Source organism: Chryseolinea sp. T2 (assembly GCF_037203685.1).
Taxonomy (GTDB): domain Bacteria; phylum Bacteroidota; class Bacteroidia; order Cytophagales; family Cyclobacteriaceae; genus Chryseolinea.
Map to the genome: position 1 here is coordinate 1016964 of NZ_JBBCAU010000001.1, position 21755 is coordinate 1038718.

Sequence of the window (21755 nt, forward strand, 5' to 3'; positions counted from 1 at the left end):
GTACGTCTTTTGGATTTTACGGCCTTGCATCTGGAGCATGATCGTTATGAAAATATTACTGGCTCCAGAAGATCTTAAGAAGTGCTTGACGTTAGCTTAACCCTACCGTTGCACCGTTGTGGTAAGTTTGAGTGGGACCAGTCATATGCTCAACACCACGGCGGAACAGAGACATGCACTACAAATCTTTGCCGTTGCGACCATCTCCCTGATGGTGTCATCTCTGATGCTTGCGCCGTTGCAGGCAGTTGAACTTATTAATGGCGCTCATTCACCATTGGTTGATGCCCTTATATCGGGTGTCACCAATCTTGGTGATGGAGTGATTATACTTCCTATCTTCATATTCCTCTTATTCAAACGAGTGTACTGGGCCATGGGTCTGTTGTTTAATGGAATTCTTCAAGGCGGAGTGGTAAGTCTCTGCAAGCGGATTCTGTTTCCTCATGCACTTCGGCCGATCAACTTTCTCGACCATGATACAATTCACATCATATCAGAGGTTAAGATTCATAAGCTCATGTCATTCCCATCGGGACATACGGTGACGGCATTTGGCATCTTCATCTTCATTGCATTGTATCTTAATAACCGGGGCGCGTCGTGGATGCTGATGATTGCTGCGACACTTGTGGCGATATCAAGAGTGTACCTGCTTCAGCATTTCCTGTGGGACGTGGCGGCGGGTGCAGTAATCGGATCGGCTATAGGTATGTTTGCCTTTTTTGTTTCACAAAACATCGTGAAGCCGAAGTGGATGTATCAGAGGCTTGAAGTTGCATTCCGCGACCGAAGCCGCAGTTCGTGGAGCTGAGCAGACGGTGCCGGGTTGCAATCGAACGACTCTTACTTGTCCGTTACTTTCGCGGCGGACTTCTTATGTGATACCAGTACCACAGTCTCCGTTCTCTCAAAAAGATCTCTACCTCGATAAGCAACGGTAAGGCCATTCAATACTTCTGATTCCATTGCAACGTCTGCACGTGAAATGATGAAGGCATCTCCATTTCTATCGAGCCAGGCTTTTAGCTCCTGATCGCTATTCACGACATCTATCGGTTGCCTCGCCTGAAAAACAAATGCCGGATTGAAGCGTTTGTAACTTAACAACGGCAGATCTTTGTATTGCTGTTCTTTGACTTTCATTGCCATCGACACCGGATTCAGCGCATCGACTTGAGGATACGCGATCGTGAAGAAGACAATTGAAACCATTGTCCACGTGAGGGCCAGAACGTAAAGCGACGCTGATCTGTTTCTAAAGAACAGGAACCAGGCGGTGAAAGATCCTACCGGAAGAAATGTAAATACCCAGGCAAGTCCCGTCAGTATCATCAGTTGGACCTCCTGCTTCAGAGCGATATAAATGCCAGCAGGTACACCTAATGCAATTACCGAGGCGATTAAGAACAGAACATTAACAGCGAGTCGCTGCAAATCCTGCCGTACGATCACCTGTTGAATATACGCACCCAGTACAATGGCCAGGAAGGGCAGGGCAGGTGCCGGATAGCTTGGCAGCATCGTTCTGGATATTGAAAAGAAAATGCCAACTACGGCTACTACGATGAGGGCAAAGAGAATAAAGGGTTGTTCTGCTCTGTGGCGTACAGCGTTTATAATTGCCGGAACGACGACGAGTGAAAAAGGTAGCAATGCAACGATCATAATGGCGAACGGAGCCAGAGGGAATCCCGAATGGCCTTCCATTGTGCTGGTATAGCGGCTGACGTTGTGTTCAACAAAGAATCCGTGCAACCATGCTCCGTCTGTTGCTACGCCAACCGCGATATACCAGGGAAGAGCGATGATTGCAAATAACGGAATACCTACCTGCAGGCGAAGGAGATTGATGGTTTTTAAACTAAGTCGTCGCGTAACGATAAGGTACACGAAAACGACGAGCGATGGTAAAACAAGTGCGATCAATCCTTTGCATAGGAAGGCGAGCGCAGCAAAGGCGTAGGCGCCCACCATGGCCTTCCTGTTCCCATGAATTCCCAGGAAGGTGCAATACAACGTGGAGGTTATAGCAAGAATAAGATACGGGTCGGGAACAGCAAGACGGAATTGAATACTGAGCTGTACCGAACTCAACAGAATAAGTGATGACCAGAACGCAATGGGTTCATTCAAGATCCTCTTTGTACCGCCATAAACGAGCATGATCATTAACACACCGCATACTGCAGAGAAGAATCGTGCGGCACCTGGTGTTATACCACCCGAGACGAAATACGCCAGTCTCATTGCATAGTAATGGAGCGGTGGTTTGTCGGTACGCAATTCACCATTGAAAGTGGGGACAACCCAGTCGTTTCTTTCTGCCATTTCCATCGCACAGCTGGCATTCTTGGCTTCATCCAGTATGTAGATTGAAGAGCCATTCAGGTTTACAAAGTAGACCAGGACGGCAATCGCCATCAATACGAGGAATCGTGTATTCATCTCAGCGCAAAGTTAAGCGCTCTTTGAACAGCCAGGTGAGAGCATCACATAATTAATGATATCACAACGACCGCTTCATGATAGCGACATAGCGAATAGTGACCTTGTATCATGGAATTATCTGTCGTTATCACCGCATTTAACGAGCAGGATAACATCGGCCCGTTATTTGAAAACATCCGACGAAATCTTTCGCATTTCGAATACGAAGTTATCATCGTCGACGATGGGTCTACGGACCGCACGGTGTCGCGCGTTAAACAACACGCCGACGAACACGTCAAGCTTATTGTGCTGAATTCGAACTATGGACAAACCGCTGCCATGTCGGCGGGAATTCAGGAGGCAAGTGGTGATTACATTGCTACGATGGACGCTGACCTTCAGAACGACGCCGCCGACATTCCGTTCATGCTTCATAAACTTAAGACAGAGGAGTGGGACATGGTTGCGGGCAATCGGAAGGATAGAAAGGACAACACGTTGCTTCGTAAGGTCCCCAGCGGCATGGCCAATATGCTCATCAGAAAACTTACAGGCATTACGATCAGTGATTACGGATGTACGCTGAAAGTTTTCACCAGCCACCTAGCAAAGAGTCTTGGATTATACGGAGAGCTTCATCGGTTCATACCTATCCTTGCCATTCTTCAAGGCGGACGAATTACAGATGTACCGGTAAAACACCACCCGAGAAAGTTCGGGCAATCGAAGTATGGATTAGGTCGAACGTTTAAGGTCGTCAGCGATCTGATCCTTATGCTGTTTCTCCAAAAGTATTTCAGACGACCCATTCATTTGTTTGGACCACTCGGACTTCTCTGCTTTGGTGCAGGCTCTGCTATCAGCTTTTACCTGCTCACGGTGAAGCTGATGGGCCATGACATCTGGGGAAGACCACTTTTGATCCTTGGCATTACTCTGGTTCTTGCCGGTATTCAATTCCTCACGTTCGGAATCATTGCCGAACTTGTGATGCGTGTCTATTTTGAGTCACAGCACAAGAAGACTTACCAGATCAAAGAGATCTTTAAGCCCATCAATTTATCGTACCAGATGGAGTACTGACATCTATGAATGCAAGCGCTTCTGCAATCTGGGTGTATGGGATAGGTTTTGTGGCGCAGGCACTTTTCGGACTGCGTATAGTAATTCAGTGGTGGCAGACAGAACGAAAAGGTGCCGTTGTTTCTCCAATCTACTTTTGGTATGCAAGTCTTGCCGGTTCCACATTATTCATGATTTATGGATTGCTGCGGCATGATCCAATCATTGTGGTGGCGCAGGTTCTTTCATATTTTATTTATATCAGGAACCTTCAGCTTAAGCACGTATGGATGACGGTGCCTGTAAGTTTGCGTGCCGTGATCTGGTGCCTTCCCGTCGGAATCGGAGGCCTGTTACTTCACAGTTCAGCAGCAGGTGAAGTGGATGCGGCATTTTCCGGTACCAGCGACTGGGTTGTTTTGGCCGGTGGAAGCGGACAATTCTTTCTGTCGTTCAGGTTCGTCGTACAGCTCTACTATTCAGAGAAAAGGAAAGTTTCTCTTCTGCCGCGGGAGTTCTGGATAATCAGCCTGGCGGGAAGTCTGCTGGTAATAATATATGCCTGGTTTCGCAGCGACGTCGTTTTGCTTCTTGTGCAATTCGCGTCGATGTTCGTATATGCGAGGAATATTGTTAGGTTAAGAAGCGCGACCGTGAAGAGCTGAACAGGATCCCGCTCCGGCAAGAATCACCGATTAACAGCCACTAACGTCGCTAACATTCTTCCTGCGACGCTTGACGTGTTCAATAAATGTCGTACGTTAATTGCGCGGATTACACGATCGAAATTCATTGCGTGCGTTACGATGTTTCATACAGCAATTAATGTTCCTTCGACACGTGTACCCTGAACGTTCGCCCACTACAGATCGGTGATCCTCCGGTCGGAATACATATATGAAGTCACCGATTATCCAATTAACTTTGTCTTTAATCTATCCGTTACAATGAAACACGTTGTTACAAAACTGTTAGTCTTACTGATGGCAGTTACCGTTGCCTTTGTGTCCTGTGAAGGTCCCGAAGGGAAGATTGGTCCGCAAGGCGACAAGGGTGATAAAGGGGACAAGGGCGACGCTGGAGAAAACGGTGCCGATTACCCTACTGATGTCGTTCTTCAAAATCATTCTATTACTCCTGCGCTCGTTAAAAAGCTCAGTGGCTTTGAAAGTGTTGAAGTCTTCTCACTCATCAGCAGTGAAGACAAACTCATCGGTGCCCCTTCTTACACATTTGGTGGGACGGCCGACGGCTCGGGATTGGTGAAGGCAACGGACGGCTACATGCTGCTTGTAAACCATGAACAAAATTTTTCTGTTTCACGCATCACGCTTGATAAAACATTTAAACCAGTTGGTGGCGAATACATTCTTAATTCCGACGGAGGGCTGTGGAAACTTTGTTCTGCCACTTTAGCAACTGTGGAGGAGCACGGCTTTGGCCCGATCTATATCACGTGTGGTGAAAGCAGTGTTGAATCAAGAGTACATGCTATCAGCCCATTCGCGAGTGCGGCGAATGCTTCTGTTTCGAGAGAGCTTGCAGGCTTAGGACGCTGGAGTGCGGAGAATGCCGTGCCTCTACCCAAGACTGCCTATCCAGGTAAGACTGTGGTACTCATCGGTGATGACGATGCAGGAGGAACTGCAGGTGGTCAGTTGGCGATGTATCTTTCTGGCGAAGTTGGAGACCTTGACAAGGGGAAGTTGTACGCGCTGAGAAGGACAGATCTTAATATGCGCGAAATGGATTTCGTTGAGGACGCAACTGCAACGAGCGTTGAGTTCGTTGAAATCGCCAATCACACAACTCTCACTGGTGCTCAGATCAACAGCGAAGTACTTGCACTTAACGGCATGGCGTTTGGTCGCGTTGAAGACATCGACTATCGTAAGGATGGTTTTGGACGTGAGATCTATTTTAACGTACCAGGTCACACCGGCAACGCAGATCGCAGCAAATACGGACGTACCTACAAACTCGTGCTCGATGCAACTGATCCACTGAAAGGAACATTGCAGCTGGTTCTCGATGGCGACAACAAAACGACAGGGAAGGCAAGGTTGTTCCAGAATGTTGATAATATTGTTGTTACTAAAAACTATCTCTACGTACAGGAAGATCCGAATGGATATGGCGATGAGACACACGACTCGTACATATACCAGTACAATCTTGATACTAAGGAGTTGAAGCCTGTTTTTGAACTTGATCATCATCGTGATGCGAATGATCCGCTCGGCGATAAGTTTATGTCAAGATCATCGGCGAAAGGGTCGTGGGAATATGGCGCGATGACAGACATATCCGGCATCATAGGTATTGACGACGTGTTTATGCTTTGCATTCAACCACACACATGGCTCAGACCGGAGTTTGCTGGTGTTGATGGAGGAGCACTGCGTGCGTCTGAAAGACAGGGTAGCCAGATCATCATCGTGAAAGGGCTGGCGAGATAAATATTCAAAATATTAGTACAACCTGATTTCCTATAGGTTGTATTCAAAACAACGGCCCCGGTGCTCCCGCGAATGGTTTATTAGAGATGAGAAGAAGCCTATTTATGTTACTGCTGGCGGGTGTGCTGTTCGCCTGTGGCGGCACCAGAGAAAAACAAGAGCGTTTGGCGCTTGTAAAAGATTATGTCATGGACCAGGTGGGTTCACTCCAGGTGCAGCTGGATAGTCTCGTTGCCAACGTCGACAACCGACAGTACGATCGCGCGAAGGTGCAATTTGAAAGAGCGAGACACACGTATAAACATATCGAGCCGATAATCGATTTTTATTTTGCCGGGGCAGGCAAGGCCATCAACGGGCCGGCTATCGACAAGGCCGATGAGCACGACGACAAAGTAAACTATGCTACGGGCTTCCAGGTGGCAGAGGAGTTTCTTTATCCTAATGTGGACACTGTCCGTGTTGAGGAATTAAAACATGAAGTTGCTGTTCTTCAATCGTGTGGTGTGAGGATCCATGCACTGATGAAGGGTACTGAATTGACTGACCAGAATATCTTTCAGGCCGTTCGGTTGCACGTTCTTCGCATTATGAGTCTTGGGATAACAGGATTCGATTCACCGGTTGCTTTGTTATCTATTCCGGAATGTGGTGCCGCGCTTAGCGGAATGCAGCAACTTATGATGCCCTTTGCCTCTGACGATTCGCCGTCATGGGGAAGAACATTGAGCATCCTTATGCGAGCTCAGCAATATCTTGGCAGCCACGACAACTTCGATTCATTTGATCGTGCCACTTTCATCCGACGATTTCTCAATCCGCTTTCGAGGTCGATATTCAGTTTTCAGAATGAGCTTGGAATTGATGATAACAAATGGAAGGAGGCTCTCGATATGCGCAAGCAGGACTTCTTTGAGCCCAATGTATACCAGGCAGGTTTCTTCACCAATGAGCGACAGATTGCAAGTGCGCAATTAGTTGCTCTCGGCAAGATGCTCTTTTTTGATCCGGCGCTATCGGGTAATAACAAGAGGGCATGCGCATCATGTCATAGGCCAGAGCTTGCATTTACGGATGGCAAGGTTCGGAGCGTTGCTTTTGATTTTGAAGGATCAGTTGACCGCAATGCACCCACGCTCATAAATGCTGCCTTTCAGCGCTCGCAGTTTTGGGACCAGCGCGTGATGTTTGTAGAGGATCAGATCACAGACGTTTTGAGCAATCGTCACGAGATGCACAACTCACTTGATAAGGCGAGCGAACTATTAAATGCCAGCAAGGAATATCAGGAAGCTTTCAAGTCAGCCTTCAATGATGCGTTACGTAAAGACATCGGCAACGAACCGATCACGCCGAAGATGATCGGATCAGCACTTGCAGCATATGTGCAATCGCTTAGCTCATTTGAATCCCGCTTCGACAAGTACATGCGCGACAGTACCGCGTTGCTCTCGAAGGAGGAGATTAATGGTTTCAATTTATTTATGGGAAAGGCGAAGTGTGCTACATGCCATTTCATGCCTTTGTTCAATGGCTCCGTTCCACCGATGTATGCTGAGACGGAGTCTGAGGTGCTGGGTGTTCCTTCCAGTCCGGATACTGTTAACGCAACCGTGGATGGTGATCCTGGGAAATACAGCACTTATCCACGTGAGTTATTCAAAAGCGCATTCAAGACGCCCACGGTACGCAACATTGCGCTCACGGCGCCTTACATGCACAATGGCGTGTACAATTCTCTCGAGGATGTTCTGGACTTTTATAATCGGGGTGGAGGCAAAGGTATTGGTATTCAACTGGACAATCAAACGCTGCCATCGGATAAGCTCAATCTTTCGATTGCTGAGCAGCGTGACATTATTAAGTTTCTGTATACGCTTACTGATACAACGGCGCTCACGAGCAAGCCGACGCATCTACCAATGTTGTCGGATGATCAACTGAATAAGAGGAAGATTGGCGGTGAATACTGAGGCATTTGCAAGCGATATGTGGCAATCAGTTGTCAGTTGATGTCGGGTCTGCTGCCTCTGCGATTTAGGACTTTTGGGCTCCTTCGATTTTGCTTTCTTTCTTCGCTGCGCGACGTGCTTCCTTCTCTACCTTTTTCTCAACCTTCTTCTCTTCCTTCTCCACCTTCTTCTTTTCGTCTCTGATGTCGCGGGTGAGGTTCTTGGCCACCTTGTCAATGGCCTTACGTGTCTTCTTTGAGGGTTTGGCTACGTGGAGAGATTCCACAGCTCCCGAGACCGCCTTGTCGACGTTTGCTTTGATCTCGGCTTTTACAGTTTTTTTCATTTGGGCGTAAGTTCGTGACGACAAACATAGATGTGTTAATTCGATATTGCCACGACTTAACAGAAACTTAACACAGGAAGCTTGCTGATGTACACGTACCGTTGTGTGGTGTTGGCGCAAACTCGGCACGCGGAGGATGTATTCAATACCGCGAAAGGTTATGATAACTCTTCGAGATCGATTCGATGAAATCTGCCCGGCGGCATACCCTCTCTCTCTGCGATGAGCACGTTCTTTGTTCGTCCAAATGAGTAAATGATATCATCGTATTCAAGAAGGTCGATGATGTACGTCTCGAAAAGAAGCTGATCGCCATCCAGGAGCATGAGATGATCTGAATCGCCGAAGTTGACGGGAATCGCGATCTCCGCGTTGCACTCATATATCTTGTATTTGCTGTAGCAACGAAGGCTTGCATAAATCACGGCCTGATTGTCGGAGATATATTGTGGATGTCGTGCACCCATTAAAAAAGTTCTGACAATTGCATGGCTGGTTAGTATTGACGAAACTCTTCTTACCTCTGCTGTGTTCATCATCATGCTTTTCGTTTATATGTGTCCGTCATATTGGCCTTTGAAACAGGCAATCCCTATGTCATATGGCAGTGTTCGGCTGCTAGTCAAATGCTATGGTGCAAAGCTAACATGAAGGCTTTTTTTGTGAGTGCATTACGTGTTAACGTTAAAGGAAGTCGGAATAAAATCTGTATGATGTTGTGGAGGGATGTTTTTGGTTTTATTTCATAAGGTGTTTGCGCCGATAAACCACCAACGCGTGGGAGACGCAAAGCATTGCGTCTCTACCGTCGTGGGAATTTGGTGATATTCAATTATCACCGGATTCTTTCTATTTTCGTGTTGTCCCTCGCTATGAAGAAAACTGATGTTTTGCGCCTGTCGCTGCCTGTCGTCGTACTCTTTGGCGCACTGCTGCTGTGGTTTCTGATTTCCTACTTCAACCTTTTCCCTGCCTATGCGTTCCCGTCGCCGGCGGCGGTGTTTACCAGTTTCAGGGAGGAGATTGCTACCGGAAGGTTATTCAACGACATTATCGCCTCGTTATGGCGCGTCGCCATTGGATTCTCGATTTCAGTGGTATTGGGCATCCCCATTGGTCTCTGGCTAGGTCAGCATCTGATGATACGCCAGTCGTTCGTGCCAATGCTAAACTTCTTCAGGTTCCTGTCTCCCCTGGCGTGGATACCCTTTGCCATACTCTGGTTTCACATCGGTGACAAACCTGCAATCTTCCTCATCTTCATGGCAACATTCTTTCCGCTAACGCTGGCCACTATGGTTGCCGTTGCGTCGATACCAAGTATATACTTTAGAGTAGCGAGAGACTATCATTATACGGGCGTGCAGCTGCTAACTAAAGTAACCTTTCCTGCTGCACTTCCGCAGATCATCACTGCCTTACGCGTGAGCTATGGAATAGCCTGGGTGGTGATCGTTGCGGCAGAGATGGTGGGTTGTCAGGATGGATTGGGATATGGTATATGGGAGGCACGCAATGGTTTGCGGCTTGATTCTGCAGTATGTTATATGATCGTGATAGGTTTGCTCGGTATGGGTATTGATCGCCTGCTTGCGCAGTTGACCAAGTTGCCTGGAATCAGATGGGGATATGAAAGATAAGCGTGCACTTCATCTTGAGAATGTCTCTCATGGCTATGGCAATGTTGAGGTATTGAATAATCTAAATCTTATTGTCAACCGCGGCGAGATCGTTGTGCTGGTTGGTCCATCGGGATGTGGAAAGACAACTATACTTAATTTGTTGTCGGGGTTCCTTCGCCCGCGGGATGGCCGCGTGACCAAGGATGGCATCACGCGGACGGTTTATCAACAGGATGGTTTGTTTCCATGGCTTACGGTGTCGGAGAATATTTCCATGGGATTGCGTTCTTCTGAAAATAGTAACGGCCATTCGAAAGGTGGAAGCTCAAAAAGCAATGAAGTAAAGGAGCTGATCGAGTTGATCAGGATGCAGGGTTTCGAGAATCACTACCCCCATGAGTTGTCGGGAGGTATGAAGCAACGCGTTGAGCTCGCCCGGGTGCTCGCCGGCGAATCCGATATCCTTTTAATGGATGAGCCATTCTCTGCGCTTGACTATCAGTCGCGTCTGCGGATGCGCCGTGAGCTGATACTATTGCTGGAGAAGCGTCCTCGTACGGTCGTGTTTGTCACGCACGATATTGAGGAGGCGGCACAGATAGCTGATCGCGTACTGGTATTGTCGAACAGGCCAGCAACAATATGTCGCGAATTGCGAATTGATGCCAGTCAGCCGAGGCGGTTGTCCGATCCGTTGGTGATTGGTGCAATGGAAGAGATATTGAAAGAGCTCGGGTTGAATACGCCGGGTACACACTAGCTGGATCCGAATCTCATTGGATAGATGTTAACGTAGTTTTCAGTTATCATTTGATAATTAAATAGTATGAAACCCACACTCGGCCGCGTTGTTATTGGTGTAGTACTTGCCATCACAGCATTGGGATTGTTAAGATATCGCCCCTGGAATAATCGGGGCGCGGCAAACGTGCGTGATGTGATTCACGAAGGATCCAACACCAAAGCTACACGCGAGCTTACCGTCGGATTTCTTCCTGTTACCTGTCACCTTACCTGTCCCGTTACGGATTACGCATCAAAGACTACCGAAACAAATACAAATTTCAATTCACGCGTGTTCACCGATTTTCCTACGGTGGTTTCGGCGCTAGAGGCAAAGCAGGTGCAGGCAACGTTCATGATTGTTCCCCTGGCCATGAAGTTACGCGAACAAGGCGTGCCTGTAAAGATCTGTTATCTCGGTCATCGCGATGGATCCGAGATCGTGGTGGCAAGGAACAGCAAGATAAGAAGTATGGCCGACCTGAAGGGAAAGAAGGTTGCCGTTCCTAGCCTGTTCAGCAATCAGCATTTTGTGTTCTATAAGTTGATGAACGACTACGGTTTGAAGAAAGAGGATGTGACCTTTGTTATTTTGCCTCCGCCCGACATGCCGACTTCACTCGCTGCCGGTGCCATTGATGCTTACTTTGTTGGAGAGCCGTTCTGTGCAAAGGCCGAACTTGATGGCATCGGTCGGGTCCTTTACTATGCACGGGATATATGGCCCAACTTCATTTCATGTGCACTCGTCGTTCATGAGGACCTCATCAACAGTAATCCCGACGTCGTTAGAGACCTCGTTCGCGGCATAGCTGCATCGGGAGAGTGGGCGGAAACGCATCGGGCGGAAGCAGCCAAACTTGTTGCGCCCTATTATCGTCAGGATGAAAAGGTGTTGAACTATGTGCTTACGGCGGACCCAAAGCGTGTGAGTTATGTGAACCTTGTCCCTACCGATGCTGATCTTCGGATGATACAACAGATGGGACTGGGGATGGGGATGTTGAAGAAAGAAGTACCCATGGATGAGTTGATTGATCGCGAGTTCGTGCCTGAGGCTGTGAGCCCGGCTCCGATAGATGCCTCTAAGATACCGGCAGGTAATCCATAGTTTGATGTTGGCGTCACGGTGAAGTCAGGCACCGAATTGTAAAACGATTTCCAATTTTATAACTTACCAAATAGTTAAGCTTTTGAGCATAACTTTAAAGAAAAAACATACCCTTTAAACAAAAAGAACATGGCAGAATCAACGAAGCTCGTCCTTGCTAACCAAGGCAAGATCAAAGGCAATCAAGGATCGATCCTGAAGAATCAGGATGTTATCAAAAGCAATCAGAAGATTATAGTTGAGAATCAGAGAGCGTTGAAGGAGAATCAGCGTACTATAGTAGGTAATCAGAAGACCATCATTAAGAATCAGAATGCGATACTTAGAAATCAGAAGACGCTTGATACGATTGTTAAGAATCAGCAGTCGATTTTGAAAGCGATCAAGAAATAACAAGCAACGATATATTTCGAAGGCATTGGGTTTTAAGCTCAATGCCTTTTTTTGTGTCTTTATGATAATCATGAGACAGCGGGACTGCGGCTTTGCTTTCCCACACTTTAATTTCGGTTGATGACTGTTGTAGTACAGTGTGCAGGGCCGTCGCGAATAAAATGCAGGGTCGGGAGGAAGGGGAGTTTTAGAGTTTTCGGGAGGTGCGTTGATTTGGAAGGTCAGTGCGTTTGCTAAAGTTGTTTTTGGATAGGTTGTGCTTCGTAGTCTGTTTAGTTCCGAGAAAGCGCGGAGCGCCGCAGGCAGGGGAGACTGCGGCTTTGCTTTCCCACATTTTAAATTCGGTTAATGACTGTTGTAGTCGAATGTGCAGAGGTCGGCATTGATATTCAGAAGTAGTACAGTGTGCGGGGCCGTAGGGAAATGCAGGGTCGGGAGGAAGGTTAGATTAAATCGATAATTCGTGCCAGTGCCTGCACTGCTTCGTCTGGTGAGAGCTGGCTAGTATCGATGATGTCTGTCTGAAACTGTTTGGCCTGTTGTCTTAAGTATTCGCGCCACCGTTTCATATCGGGTGTAAATAGTTCGGGTTGCTGGCGTTGAAGGGCGAGTCTTGAACCCATATCCAGTTCATGACAGTCGATGAGAATTATAAGGTAGTCATTGAAGTCGTGACGTTTGAAGGCATCGCGAATGAACTGAAGGTTCACTTGTCCTTCCAGAATAATCTTTTGATTAGTTTCAAGTGAAAGTAAACGATCAACCCATTCAAACGTCTTCGCCTTCTGCCACTCGGAAGGTGAGCCATAATGAAGTTGCATCATTGAAGCAGAAGGAACTCCGATTGAATCGAAATGGAAGAACAGCCAGTCCTTGTTGAGCTGTGATTGTTCAAGTGCTCGCACCAGGGTTGTCTTTCCAACGCCAGAGGCGCCGGTCAGGAAAAATACGAACTTGCCTTTGGTGTCGCCTTGCATTGCAGTAAACGGTTGCAAAAAAAAGTTAGAGAAGATAATACACGAGCTTAGAAATAGCAAACGATATTCCAATCATACATAGCGTTTGCTGCGATAGGTCGATAGCGATCTTTGGCTATATTGCCCAAAAAACCCACTTAAGATGAACAACAAACGCTTCGTTGTGAGCGCCATAACCAGGTTGGTTGTAGCGTGGTTGCTATTGGTTGTTGTGTTACCCTCTGTTAACGCACAGCAACCCGTTGATGTCGTCATTATGTCGAATGGCGAAAAGAAGGAAGGAAAAGTTGTCGCTGTAAATCAAACGACAATCAAGTTCAAGTATAAAGGCGAGGACCTCGAATACGAATTAAACAAATCCGATATTGATAAAATTCAGTTTGCCAGTAGGCGCACAGAAGTTTTCAAAGGTCCAGACGCTGGCGCGGCCACGACTGCCGCAACTGCAATGACATCGACGTCTGCTGCAGATCGCAAGGGAAAGATTGCAGTTATTCCATTTGATTTAAACACGAATGATCCTGGTATTGGCCCTGAGAAAATGTCGCAGCAGATACAGGCGGACTGTATTACCGCGATGAGGAAGTATACTCATGGCCTTACCGTTGTGGATCCTCAGACCGTCAACGCATTGCTTGCGCAACACAATGTTACATCAGCGCAATTGACGACAACAGCTCCAAAGGATCTTGCGCTTATGTTAGGTGTGCAATACGTTGTTGTTGGAAGGGCCGAGATTATGAATAAGGGTACACAAAGTTATGGTTCTGGTGTATCAACCTATAAAGACAAAGACAGCCAGAATAAGGATGGTGATAAGAAGAATTCCAAGTCGTCGGGTACAGCGGTCTCATCTTCCAGTTCTACAACCGTTATTGAGTACGGAACGAAGGTAGCTATGGATATCTATGACGACGAAGGAAACTCTGTGTTTTCACAGAAGCGCGATACGTTTGGGTCGACAATAGATGCGTACATCGGATCGCTGGATTACATGAGTAAGCGCACTCCCTTTGGGTCGAAGGCGAAGTAGCCGGGGTAGTTGGAGATATGGAAAAAGATAAACCAATTGATATGAAAAGAATGATAGGTGTTTCGTGGTTTCTGGCCTTTGCAGTAGTGCTGATGCCTTTTGTAAGCAGGGCACAGGAGGGCAGTTCATTTGGTGCCTTTGTTGCTATGCCCGTAGGAAGTTTCAAATCGACGGACATAAAGGATGGAGGGTTTGCAAAAACAGGATGGGGTTTGGTTTTCGATTCGAAGTCGCGGGCAAAGTACTTTCCTGAAAACCTTTCTCTCTATGTTCATACCACCTATCAATGGAATGAAATGGACAATGAGAAAATCTCTGCTGCTTTTACGGAATCCCTGGGCTACCGTACCGTTGTTGGGGAGAGCCGCTATGCGCCGTTGCTTACAACGCTCGGACCATCCTATCGGATCCCGTTAACAGAAAAGCTTCAGCTCGTATTGAATGGAACTGCGGGTATTATGTTCAACAACACGCGAGCCTTTGGTATCAGGGTGTATGATAATTCCGGAAACGAGATTATAAAGGAGGCAGTGAATTTCGACAACAATGTGGCGTTTGCTTATACTGCTGGTCTGGAGTTTAGATTTCCATTGATCAAGGACATTATAGGAGGCGCTCTTTATATTGATTATACCGGAGCCAAACAAAATACCACCCTGACATTTGATACGGTAGATCCCGTCAAGTCATTTCAAAAACTTCAGTATTTGAATTGGGGTTTCAAGGTCACCGTGCCCAAGAAGGAGACGAAATGATTCGGAGAAGTGCGGGCAAATTGCCAGTAAAAAGTGTGATCTTGCATAGCTTAAGTAATACGCACCGTCGCTATGACAGAAACATCCCGTGCTACGAATTCAGCAGCACGAATACTGGCCGCAAGCCTGATCGGCACCACCATCGAATTCTTTGATTTCTATATCTACGCAACTGCCGCGGTACTTGTCTTTCCGAAGTTGTTCTTTCCTGCGGCAGATCCCGTGGCAGCAACACTGGCATCGCTGGCTACTTTCGCGCTCGCATTCTTTGCCCGACCACTGGGGGCTGCGTTGTTTGGTCACTTTGGCGACCGAAAGGGAAGGAAAGCCACGTTGGTAGCTTCATTGATGACTATGGGTCCATCAACGGTGTTAATTGGCTTATTGCCATCCTATCATACCATCGGGATTCTTGCTCCTATTCTGCTCGCATTGTGTCGCTTTGGCCAGGGGTTGGGACTTGGAGGAGAATGGGGCGGGGCAGTATTGCTGGCGACGGAAAACGCGCCAAAGCATAAGAAGGCATGGTATGGAATGTTTCCTCAGTTGGGTGCGCCAATCGGTTTTCTTTTGTCGAGCGGGTCGTTCTTCATCCTCAGCAAGTTTCTCACTGATGAACAGTTCCTGAATTATGGCTGGCGCATTCCGTTTCTCGCGAGTGCTTTGCTTGTATGGGTGGGTCTTTATATTCGATTGAAAATAACGGAGACGCCCGACTTTATAAAAATCATGAACAATCAAGCGCGCGTGAAGGTGCCTGTTGTTACGGTGTTTGTCAGGCATGGTAAAGTTGTCTTGCTGGGAACGGTTGCCACTATCACGACGTTTCTGGTCTTCTATCTTATGACTGTTTTTACGTTGAGCTGGGGAACATCGGCACTGAATTACCCGAGGGAGAGCATGCTTATCGCGCAGATGATTTCTATGTTGTTCTTTGCTTTGGGTATTCCCATATCGGCATTAATCGCTGACCGGAAGGGCTGGAGTTATGTTCTTATAGGCTCGACCATCGGCATCTTTGTTTTTGGGCTGTTCTTTGCTCCCTTCTTCAGTACGGGGAGTTTGCTGGTGACGGTGATGTTTCAGTCCGTTGGATTGTTTCTGATGGGCTTAAACTACGCTCCCATAGGCACTGCGTTGGCGGAGATCTTTCCTCCGGAAGTACGTTACACCGGAGCGTCGTTATGTTTTACAATAGCTGGGATCTTAGGTGCTTCGCTTACGCCATACCTGGCGACAACGTTAGCCACCAGTTATGGGCTTGCGTATGTGGGATACTACTTGTCTTTTGGGGCGGCGATCAGCACGGTTGCATTAATTGCATCGAGGTCGCTGATGAGAAGATGAGTTAACCTGATAGTGCGTCTTCGGTAACTGAAGTAAGGTTCGTGAAGTAAAGCTTGTTGTGGTTGTCCCTCGCGTTCAGGCCTTCATTTCTTTTTTTGCAGCCTCAATCAATCCTTTGATATATCCCATTGCAAACAACGTCCCGTACTCACTGTATCCAGGGTGATCGTTGCTGTCTCCAGATACTGTTGGCACATGGTCCTCACGCATCGGTCCGTTAAAGCCCACCTGGTGATACATCTTCATCGCTTTGTACATATCGGTGATGCCTTCATCATGAAAACATTCTTCGAAGTGCCATTTGTCTCCACGGATATCGCGGAAATGAACGAAGAAGATCTTCTTTCTTTCGCCGAAGTATTGAATAACGGAAGGGATATCCTCACCCATGGTAGCGAACGTGCCCTGGCATAAAGTAATCCCATTGTTTGGACTCGGTGCAATCTCAATCATACGCTTGAAAGCTTCTGCTGTCCGCATGATGCGAGCGATGCCACGGATCTTTGGTATTGGAGGATCGTCTGGATGAAGAGCAAGTTTAATTTGATTCTTCTCTGCCTCGGGCACTACGGCCTTCAGGAAGTAAGTGAGGTTCTTCCACATCTGCTCTTCGGACACTTCGCCAAACTCAGTAACGGGCTGATCTTTGATCGCATCATAATCGAAGGCAGTGACTAATGCACCACCGCGGCCTTTACGTGCCATGTCGGTACGCGCCCAGTTGATTACCGGCATCCAGTTATAACAGATCGTGTTCACGCCCACCTTATTGAGGTTGCGCATGAGGGTGATGAAGTTGTCGATTTCCTCATCACGTCCGGCAATTCCGAGTTTCGTTTTGTCGAGTTGAGGTGTGCCCTCCAAAACGGTCCATCGAAGTCCGCGCTGGGCAAAAGCATTTTTTACTGCAGTGACGGCCTCAAGTGTCCATGGCTTTGCATCCGGCATGCCGGCCATTGCGGGAGCAGACGGAGATACGGCACCGGTAATTCCCATTTGCTTCTGCAGTTCCATCTTGCGTTCCTGCACGCCATAGAAATAGGCGAGGCAAAGATCGATGGAGGCATCACTTCCTGTGACCTTTTGGAAATCAAATCCGGTCAGTGCGGAAAGCGCTGCGCTCCTGCGAATGAATTCTCTTCGGTTGGACACGTGCAAATTGATAATTGACAATTTACAATTGACAATTAAGAGTCCGCTTATAATTTACATGTGTGGACAATACAGGCGCGGCCTATCCAGGCCGGTCACAGGTTGTATCATATGTGTTGGATTTCTGTTTCTGAATATTAATCTCTGAATTCAGAAGGTTAGTCTCGGAAGCATTAACATGCAATAGCGTATCATTCAGCAGAGCAGTACCAGGCGATAGCATAGAATTCGAGACTGCTGCAGGCATAGACTCCGATGATCGCCGAACTGATTCCATTGAGGCAATTGCGGGGCGAAGACTTGTATGAATAGATTGCTTCAATTGTTCGCGCTGAAGCGGCTGCCGCTGGGCTTCGAGTGATGACTTCACCAGTTCACTGATCGCGAGCACCGCCTTGTTCATCTCCAATAATGACTCCTGGATCGACTTCTGCATTGCCAATAGATTCTCCTGCAGTGAGCGGTTCATTTCATCCACCGACTTGCGCAATTCAGTTGCTTCAATTGAATCAATGCCGCCGGTCGGCGAGACTGATTGGACCCCAGGTGCTGGTGAAGCATTTAATGCTCTTGCCCGTTCTGCCAGTCTTTTGCTTTTGCGTGTAGCTGCCTCCGTTGCTTGCTTCAACGTGAGGATTGGTGCCCACTCGAACCCCGCTGTTATGTGTGCCTTGATCTCTCTGAGTTTGAATTGGAGGGCAGCAGTGTAAGGATCTTTCAATTTTAAACGCTTCGCTTCGAGGCGAAAGCTTTCTTTGTCCACCGGGTTGAGCAATGTTTTAACTGCCCATGCCGATGCTTCGCGGAACTGGTCACGGTTCATCTTCTGATCCGAAGATTCGCTTCTGGGTGACTGCGGTGTTTTGCAGTAGATGGTCTTGCCATTATACTGTTTGAACACAACGGAGTCGCCCAGTTTACCTTTCACGCTGTTCGTGAGGTTGTTGTTTTCTGAATAAGCCATGTTGAGAGTTTTTAATCGATATACGGGAAAAGAGGAAAAGGTAAATTGAGTGCAGGAGGAAAATTTTCCGTTCTCAGAAAATGCAGCTTCGGTGCGCGTTTGAATTTAGAGGCAAAGAGGGGTGTCCTTTTTACACTTATTGAAGGTGAACCACGGAGAGTTTAACCGAAGTTGAACGACAGATGACGCCAAACTTAATCACCGAGTGCAGAAGGAGTGCAGAATGAGTGCAGAAGGGGTGCACAATGGGCGGTGCGGTGGTGACTGAAGTAAATGGCGGAACATTTACACAGTTCCGGGCCAGCCAACTTAGAATATACAATATCCTCTGAGCAAATGTTCCTAAAATGTCGACCGAAAATATTCAGTGGATATTATGTGGTTCGAGGGGAGCCGCGCCTCTCCGTTAGCTGCCTCAACTGGAGTTTGAATGAGCAATGCGATGTTGGTGCATTGCTTATCTTTGGAAACCTGCGAATTAAGATTTAACCACAATGGACGAACTCCATAAGATTCTTACCGATAACATCTCACATGACATGTCGTTCACGGTAACCGTTGATGGTTTGCCACCAAAAATTGTAATCAAAGTTTTTCAATCCGTGACGATGGCCTACTATATGGGCAAACGGGAAGCATCCGGATTCACGCTTTATGTTTCCATCGAGAATGTATCCGGAAAAGGAAAGAAGATCGTTGGCGAGTTGACCCGGGACATACTAAAACAATTCAAAACAGTTAGCGAGAAAAGATGGCTCGTGCTTTTGTACGATTTCGGAGAGGATATAGATTCGATTGTTGATAAGGTTGGTGAGATACTGGATCGATTAAAAGTAATTAGTCCGGATTTTGTCCCTGCGCTGACGGTGAGCAAAACGACTGAGATGCATCGGCTGGAATGAAATGTGTTACGGCATGCGACGACTTAAATTAAAACCGTACCCTGGTGGCCACGTTGTATGCTGCAATAGATAGTTGTATGCTATATTAGACGATACGTTGTTGATTTATACTATGATAAACGGAAGTTTTGGAATTGGATTTGACTTCAAGGAGGATACATCACTTGACGATGTAAAGCGCGGATTACACAGAATACTTACAACCATGTTCGGGAACTATTACGACAAGGACTGGTCTGATAACAGGATGTATCTCGAGTTGACTACACGCAACGTCTTCTTCTCAAATGAGGATCTGACCAGAATGCTGTTTGATGTTGACGTCTCGGAGCTGGAGAACAACATTTTCGGGGAGTTTAACTCGTCCGTGATACTTGGATTCTTTCTCGATGATAGTGCCGGTGGGCGCGGCTTTTCGCTGTATGAATCAGGATCGGGCAGCAAGAGATTTTGGATCAATGCTGAACTTGAAGCCCCGATTAACTCAGGGACAGCATTGCCTGAAGAAGATTTTATCAATCAGTGTTCCGTAGCAACTGATAAGGACGAAGAGGAACAGAAGGTCTATACGCATACAGACTTCAAGCATCCAATTTATGGTGAGCGAGGGCTGATTGAAACTGTGAGCAGGAGGGTGCTGCTGAATCGTTTCATGTATGATTATGAATGGCAGAGGTATCAGGGAGGTATCAGGTTGTTAGAGACGGATGATTTTCCTATTCAGGATCTTCAACTATTGTTTGGTGAGTGATGGATTAAATAGACTGTTGACGGTTTGCCTACTGGTGATTGGTTACTTTATAACATTGGGGTATTTTATGACGTTGTTGAGATATAACTGGTAAAAAAAGAGTAAATGGGTTTCTGGGATTGGATCTTTGTGCAAAAGAAAGCGACGGGCGGGGCTATTGAATCTCATTCAAGGACCGTTACTGAATACAATCCGGACTTTGATGCGATTCAGGATCTTGGGCAGATAGCCAGTAAGTTTGATTGGGTATTTCACGCTGATATCGGGATAGCTACGAAATGCGCACGTGCAATTCACCGCTTGTTTTCCGAACAGTCCTCGTTCGAACAGTCCTCGTTCGAAACGAAGCCGCTATATAAGGACCTGCGCAACATCTATCTTAAGAAGTCGCAATTAGAAAAATTTGACAGGTTCGAGGAGGTGTTGAAGTTGACTCTTCTCAGTATAGCATCGATGAACAGTGATGGCTACGTTCGTCAGGAGGCGCTAAACAGACTGCTTATTAATCCAAAGCAATCGACATTTCGGTTTATCCTATTCAGATTATCGGATTGGGTTCCGGCTATAAGATTAACGGCAGAGAAAGCAATTGGCGAAGTTATCCGTCGCGAGGATCCTGAATTTCTGATCAGGCATCATAAACTGATTGACTCATTGTTAAAGGTTGGGAGAAGTGATCTTAAACACATTCATGATGATATAACGACCTTTATATTCTCGGACGACACAATAGGAAAGGTTTTAAAGTCGCTTGAAAAGTATTCGGATAGTAGCAGGTTTTTCATTGTCAGGAACCTAATACAGAGAGGTAAGTTGACGGGTTCCGCGATGGAGGAGTTTTTATCGGATAAAAACTATTTGATAAGGTTGCTGGTCATTCGAAACGTTGATTTTGTAAATGATCTGCAGCTGATGAAGAGACTTCTGGGTGATCGAAGTCAGAAGATCAGACAATACGCGGTAAATAGGATTTCCGACAGTCAGATTGACGCCTTCAAGACACCGATACTTCAATTGTTGTTTGACTCATCTGCGGGTATAAGGGCAGCAGTAAGGGGAATGTTTTCCAGGACGGGTCAATATGACTTTCCGCAGATCTACCGGGATGCGTTGGTTGTTGAGCCAGGAGTTGGAAGTATTGTCGGGCTTGCAGAGGTTGGTGCCGAGAATGATCTGAGTATCCTTGAGCCATTTTTAAAATCGCCATCTTCCAAACTGAGAGCTGCAGGTTTATTTGGTATTTCTATTCTGGACAACCAGCGTGCAAAGTCGCTTGCCTTTGATCTCCTAAGCGACGACTCGAACACGGTGAAGAAGATGAGTTGTTTAATCATTCAGAAGGGAATACTTGCATCAGATGTTGAGGCACTTCGATCGATGTACGACGGAGGAACGAATGAGACGAAACGTTTTATCCTGAAAACTATAAGTTCGGCTGGCGGATGGAGTATTGCAGGAGATCTTCTCAAGAGTATTGTTGAGGAAGATAAGAATTTGAGAGAGACTGGCTATGCACTCCTGGAGCGATGGTCCAGATATTCTACACGACTTGGAACGACGCAGCATCCTGAAGACGGGGAATATGTGATGGGTGTTTACAAAGCATACCAGTTGGATAAAATGGAACTGCCTTATGGAATTGAGAAATTGTGAAGACGATACCGTTCATTTTTGCGGGTGCTACTTTGAGGTGAGAAGGGCTGGTTTATATTA

21 protein-coding genes are annotated in these 21755 nt (G+C 46.9%); 15 read left to right on the top strand and 6 right to left on the bottom strand.

Going from position 1 to position 21755, the window contains the following annotated elements; genetic code table 11:
• The first annotated feature begins 145 nt into the window (after positions 1-145).
• Positions 146-814, top strand: a complete 669-nt coding sequence (locus WBG78_RS04160) for a phosphatase PAP2 family protein (protein ID WP_337325112.1) — start codon at positions 146-148, stop codon at positions 812-814.
• Between the two features lie 32 nt (positions 815-846).
• Here the strand turns inward: WBG78_RS04160 and WBG78_RS04165 are convergent, their stop codons facing one another.
• Positions 847-2448 (bottom strand): ArnT family glycosyltransferase, encoded by a 1602-nt coding sequence (locus tag WBG78_RS04165; RefSeq protein WP_337325113.1) that lies wholly within the window; start codon positions 2446-2448, stop codon positions 847-849.
• A gap of 111 nt (positions 2449-2559) precedes the next feature.
• Between WBG78_RS04165 and WBG78_RS04170 the strand changes: the two genes are divergently transcribed.
• From WBG78_RS04170 to WBG78_RS04185, 4 genes are all read left to right on the top strand, one after another.
• The gene (locus WBG78_RS04170; protein ID WP_337325114.1) at positions 2560-3516 is read left to right on the top strand and encodes a glycosyltransferase family 2 protein; all 957 of its coding nucleotides are present in this window, start codon (positions 2560-2562) and stop codon (positions 3514-3516) included.
• Positions 3517-3521: 5 nt separating this feature from the next.
• Entirely contained in the window at positions 3522-4160 is a 639-nt protein-coding gene (locus tag WBG78_RS04175; RefSeq protein WP_337325115.1) for a lipid-A-disaccharide synthase N-terminal domain-containing protein, read from the top strand.
• 282 nt (positions 4161-4442) lie between these two features.
• Positions 4443-5954, top strand: coding sequence for a hypothetical protein (locus WBG78_RS04180; RefSeq protein WP_337325116.1), 1512 nt, complete (start codon positions 4443-4445; stop codon positions 5952-5954).
• 86 nt (positions 5955-6040) lie between these two features.
• Positions 6041-7927 carry a cytochrome c peroxidase gene (locus WBG78_RS04185; RefSeq protein WP_337325117.1) on the top strand — a complete coding sequence of 629 codons (1887 nt, stop codon included), beginning with the start codon at positions 6041-6043 and terminating at the stop codon, positions 7925-7927.
• Between the two features lie 64 nt (positions 7928-7991).
• Here WBG78_RS04185 and WBG78_RS04190 read toward each other — a convergent pair whose 3' ends face one another.
• Both WBG78_RS04190 and WBG78_RS04195 read right to left on the bottom strand, forming a co-directional pair.
• Complete coding sequence (locus WBG78_RS04190) at positions 7992-8252, bottom strand: hypothetical protein (RefSeq protein ID WP_337325118.1); 261 nt, start codon at positions 8250-8252, stop codon at positions 7992-7994.
• Positions 8253-8410: 158 nt separating this feature from the next.
• Entirely contained in the window at positions 8411-8794 is a 384-nt protein-coding gene (locus tag WBG78_RS04195; RefSeq protein WP_337325120.1) for a hypothetical protein, read from the bottom strand.
• A 330-nt stretch (positions 8795-9124) separates the two neighbouring features.
• Here WBG78_RS04195 and WBG78_RS04200 point away from each other — a divergent pair, with 330 nt between their 5' ends.
• The 4 genes from WBG78_RS04200 to WBG78_RS04215 all read left to right on the top strand — a co-directional run bounded on the left by WBG78_RS04200 (position 9125) and on the right by WBG78_RS04215 (position 12161).
• Positions 9125-9892, top strand: coding sequence for an ABC transporter permease (locus tag WBG78_RS04200; protein ID WP_337325121.1), 768 nt, complete (start codon positions 9125-9127; stop codon positions 9890-9892).
• Positions 9882-10634 (top strand): ABC transporter ATP-binding protein, encoded by a 753-nt coding sequence (locus WBG78_RS04205; RefSeq protein ID WP_337325122.1) that lies wholly within the window; start codon positions 9882-9884, stop codon positions 10632-10634. The genes WBG78_RS04200 and WBG78_RS04205 overlap by 11 nt, the downstream gene beginning before the upstream one ends.
• A gap of 66 nt (positions 10635-10700) precedes the next feature.
• Positions 10701-11768, top strand: coding sequence for an ABC transporter substrate-binding protein (locus tag WBG78_RS04210; RefSeq protein WP_337325123.1), 1068 nt, complete (start codon positions 10701-10703; stop codon positions 11766-11768).
• Between the two features lie 129 nt (positions 11769-11897).
• A complete protein-coding gene (locus WBG78_RS04215) occupies positions 11898-12161 on the top strand; it encodes a hypothetical protein (RefSeq protein WP_337325124.1) in 264 nt (87 codons plus the stop codon).
• A gap of 443 nt (positions 12162-12604) precedes the next feature.
• On the opposite strand, the gene WBG78_RS04220 is transcribed toward WBG78_RS04215, so the two are convergent.
• Positions 12605-13138, bottom strand: a complete 534-nt coding sequence (locus tag WBG78_RS04220; RefSeq protein WP_337325125.1) for an AAA family ATPase — start codon at positions 13136-13138, stop codon at positions 12605-12607.
• Positions 13139-13280: 142 nt separating this feature from the next.
• Here WBG78_RS04220 and WBG78_RS04225 point away from each other — a divergent pair, with 142 nt between their 5' ends.
• The 3 genes from WBG78_RS04225 to WBG78_RS04235 all read left to right on the top strand — a co-directional run bounded on the left by WBG78_RS04225 (position 13281) and on the right by WBG78_RS04235 (position 16273).
• Positions 13281-14171, top strand: coding sequence for a hypothetical protein (locus WBG78_RS04225; RefSeq protein WP_337325126.1), 891 nt, complete (start codon positions 13281-13283; stop codon positions 14169-14171).
• 41 nt (positions 14172-14212) lie between these two features.
• Entirely contained in the window at positions 14213-14926 is a 714-nt protein-coding gene (locus WBG78_RS04230) for a hypothetical protein (protein ID WP_337325127.1), read from the top strand.
• Positions 14927-14998: 72 nt separating this feature from the next.
• Positions 14999-16273: an MFS transporter gene (locus WBG78_RS04235; protein ID WP_337325128.1), complete on the top strand. Its 1275-nt coding sequence runs from the start codon at positions 14999-15001 to the stop codon at positions 16271-16273.
• A gap of 75 nt (positions 16274-16348) precedes the next feature.
• Here WBG78_RS04235 and WBG78_RS04240 read toward each other — a convergent pair whose 3' ends face one another.
• Complete coding sequence (locus WBG78_RS04240) at positions 16349-17425, bottom strand: mannonate dehydratase (protein WP_337325129.1); 1077 nt, start codon at positions 17423-17425, stop codon at positions 16349-16351.
• A gap of 82 nt (positions 17426-17507) precedes the next feature.
• Complete coding sequence (locus WBG78_RS04245) at positions 17508-18389, bottom strand: hypothetical protein (protein WP_337325130.1); 882 nt, start codon at positions 18387-18389, stop codon at positions 17508-17510.
• A 494-nt stretch (positions 18390-18883) separates the two neighbouring features.
• Between WBG78_RS04245 and WBG78_RS04250 the strand changes: the two genes are divergently transcribed.
• The 3 genes from WBG78_RS04250 to WBG78_RS04260 all read left to right on the top strand — a co-directional run bounded on the left by WBG78_RS04250 (position 18884) and on the right by WBG78_RS04260 (position 21695).
• Entirely contained in the window at positions 18884-19291 is a 408-nt protein-coding gene (locus tag WBG78_RS04250) for a hypothetical protein (RefSeq protein WP_337325131.1), read from the top strand.
• A 112-nt stretch (positions 19292-19403) separates the two neighbouring features.
• Positions 19404-20042: a hypothetical protein gene (locus WBG78_RS04255; RefSeq protein WP_337325132.1), complete on the top strand. Its 639-nt coding sequence runs from the start codon at positions 19404-19406 to the stop codon at positions 20040-20042.
• 105 nt (positions 20043-20147) lie between these two features.
• Positions 20148-21695 (top strand): HEAT repeat domain-containing protein, encoded by a 1548-nt coding sequence (locus tag WBG78_RS04260; protein ID WP_337325133.1) that lies wholly within the window; start codon positions 20148-20150, stop codon positions 21693-21695.
• Positions 21696-21755: the final 60 nt, after the last annotated feature.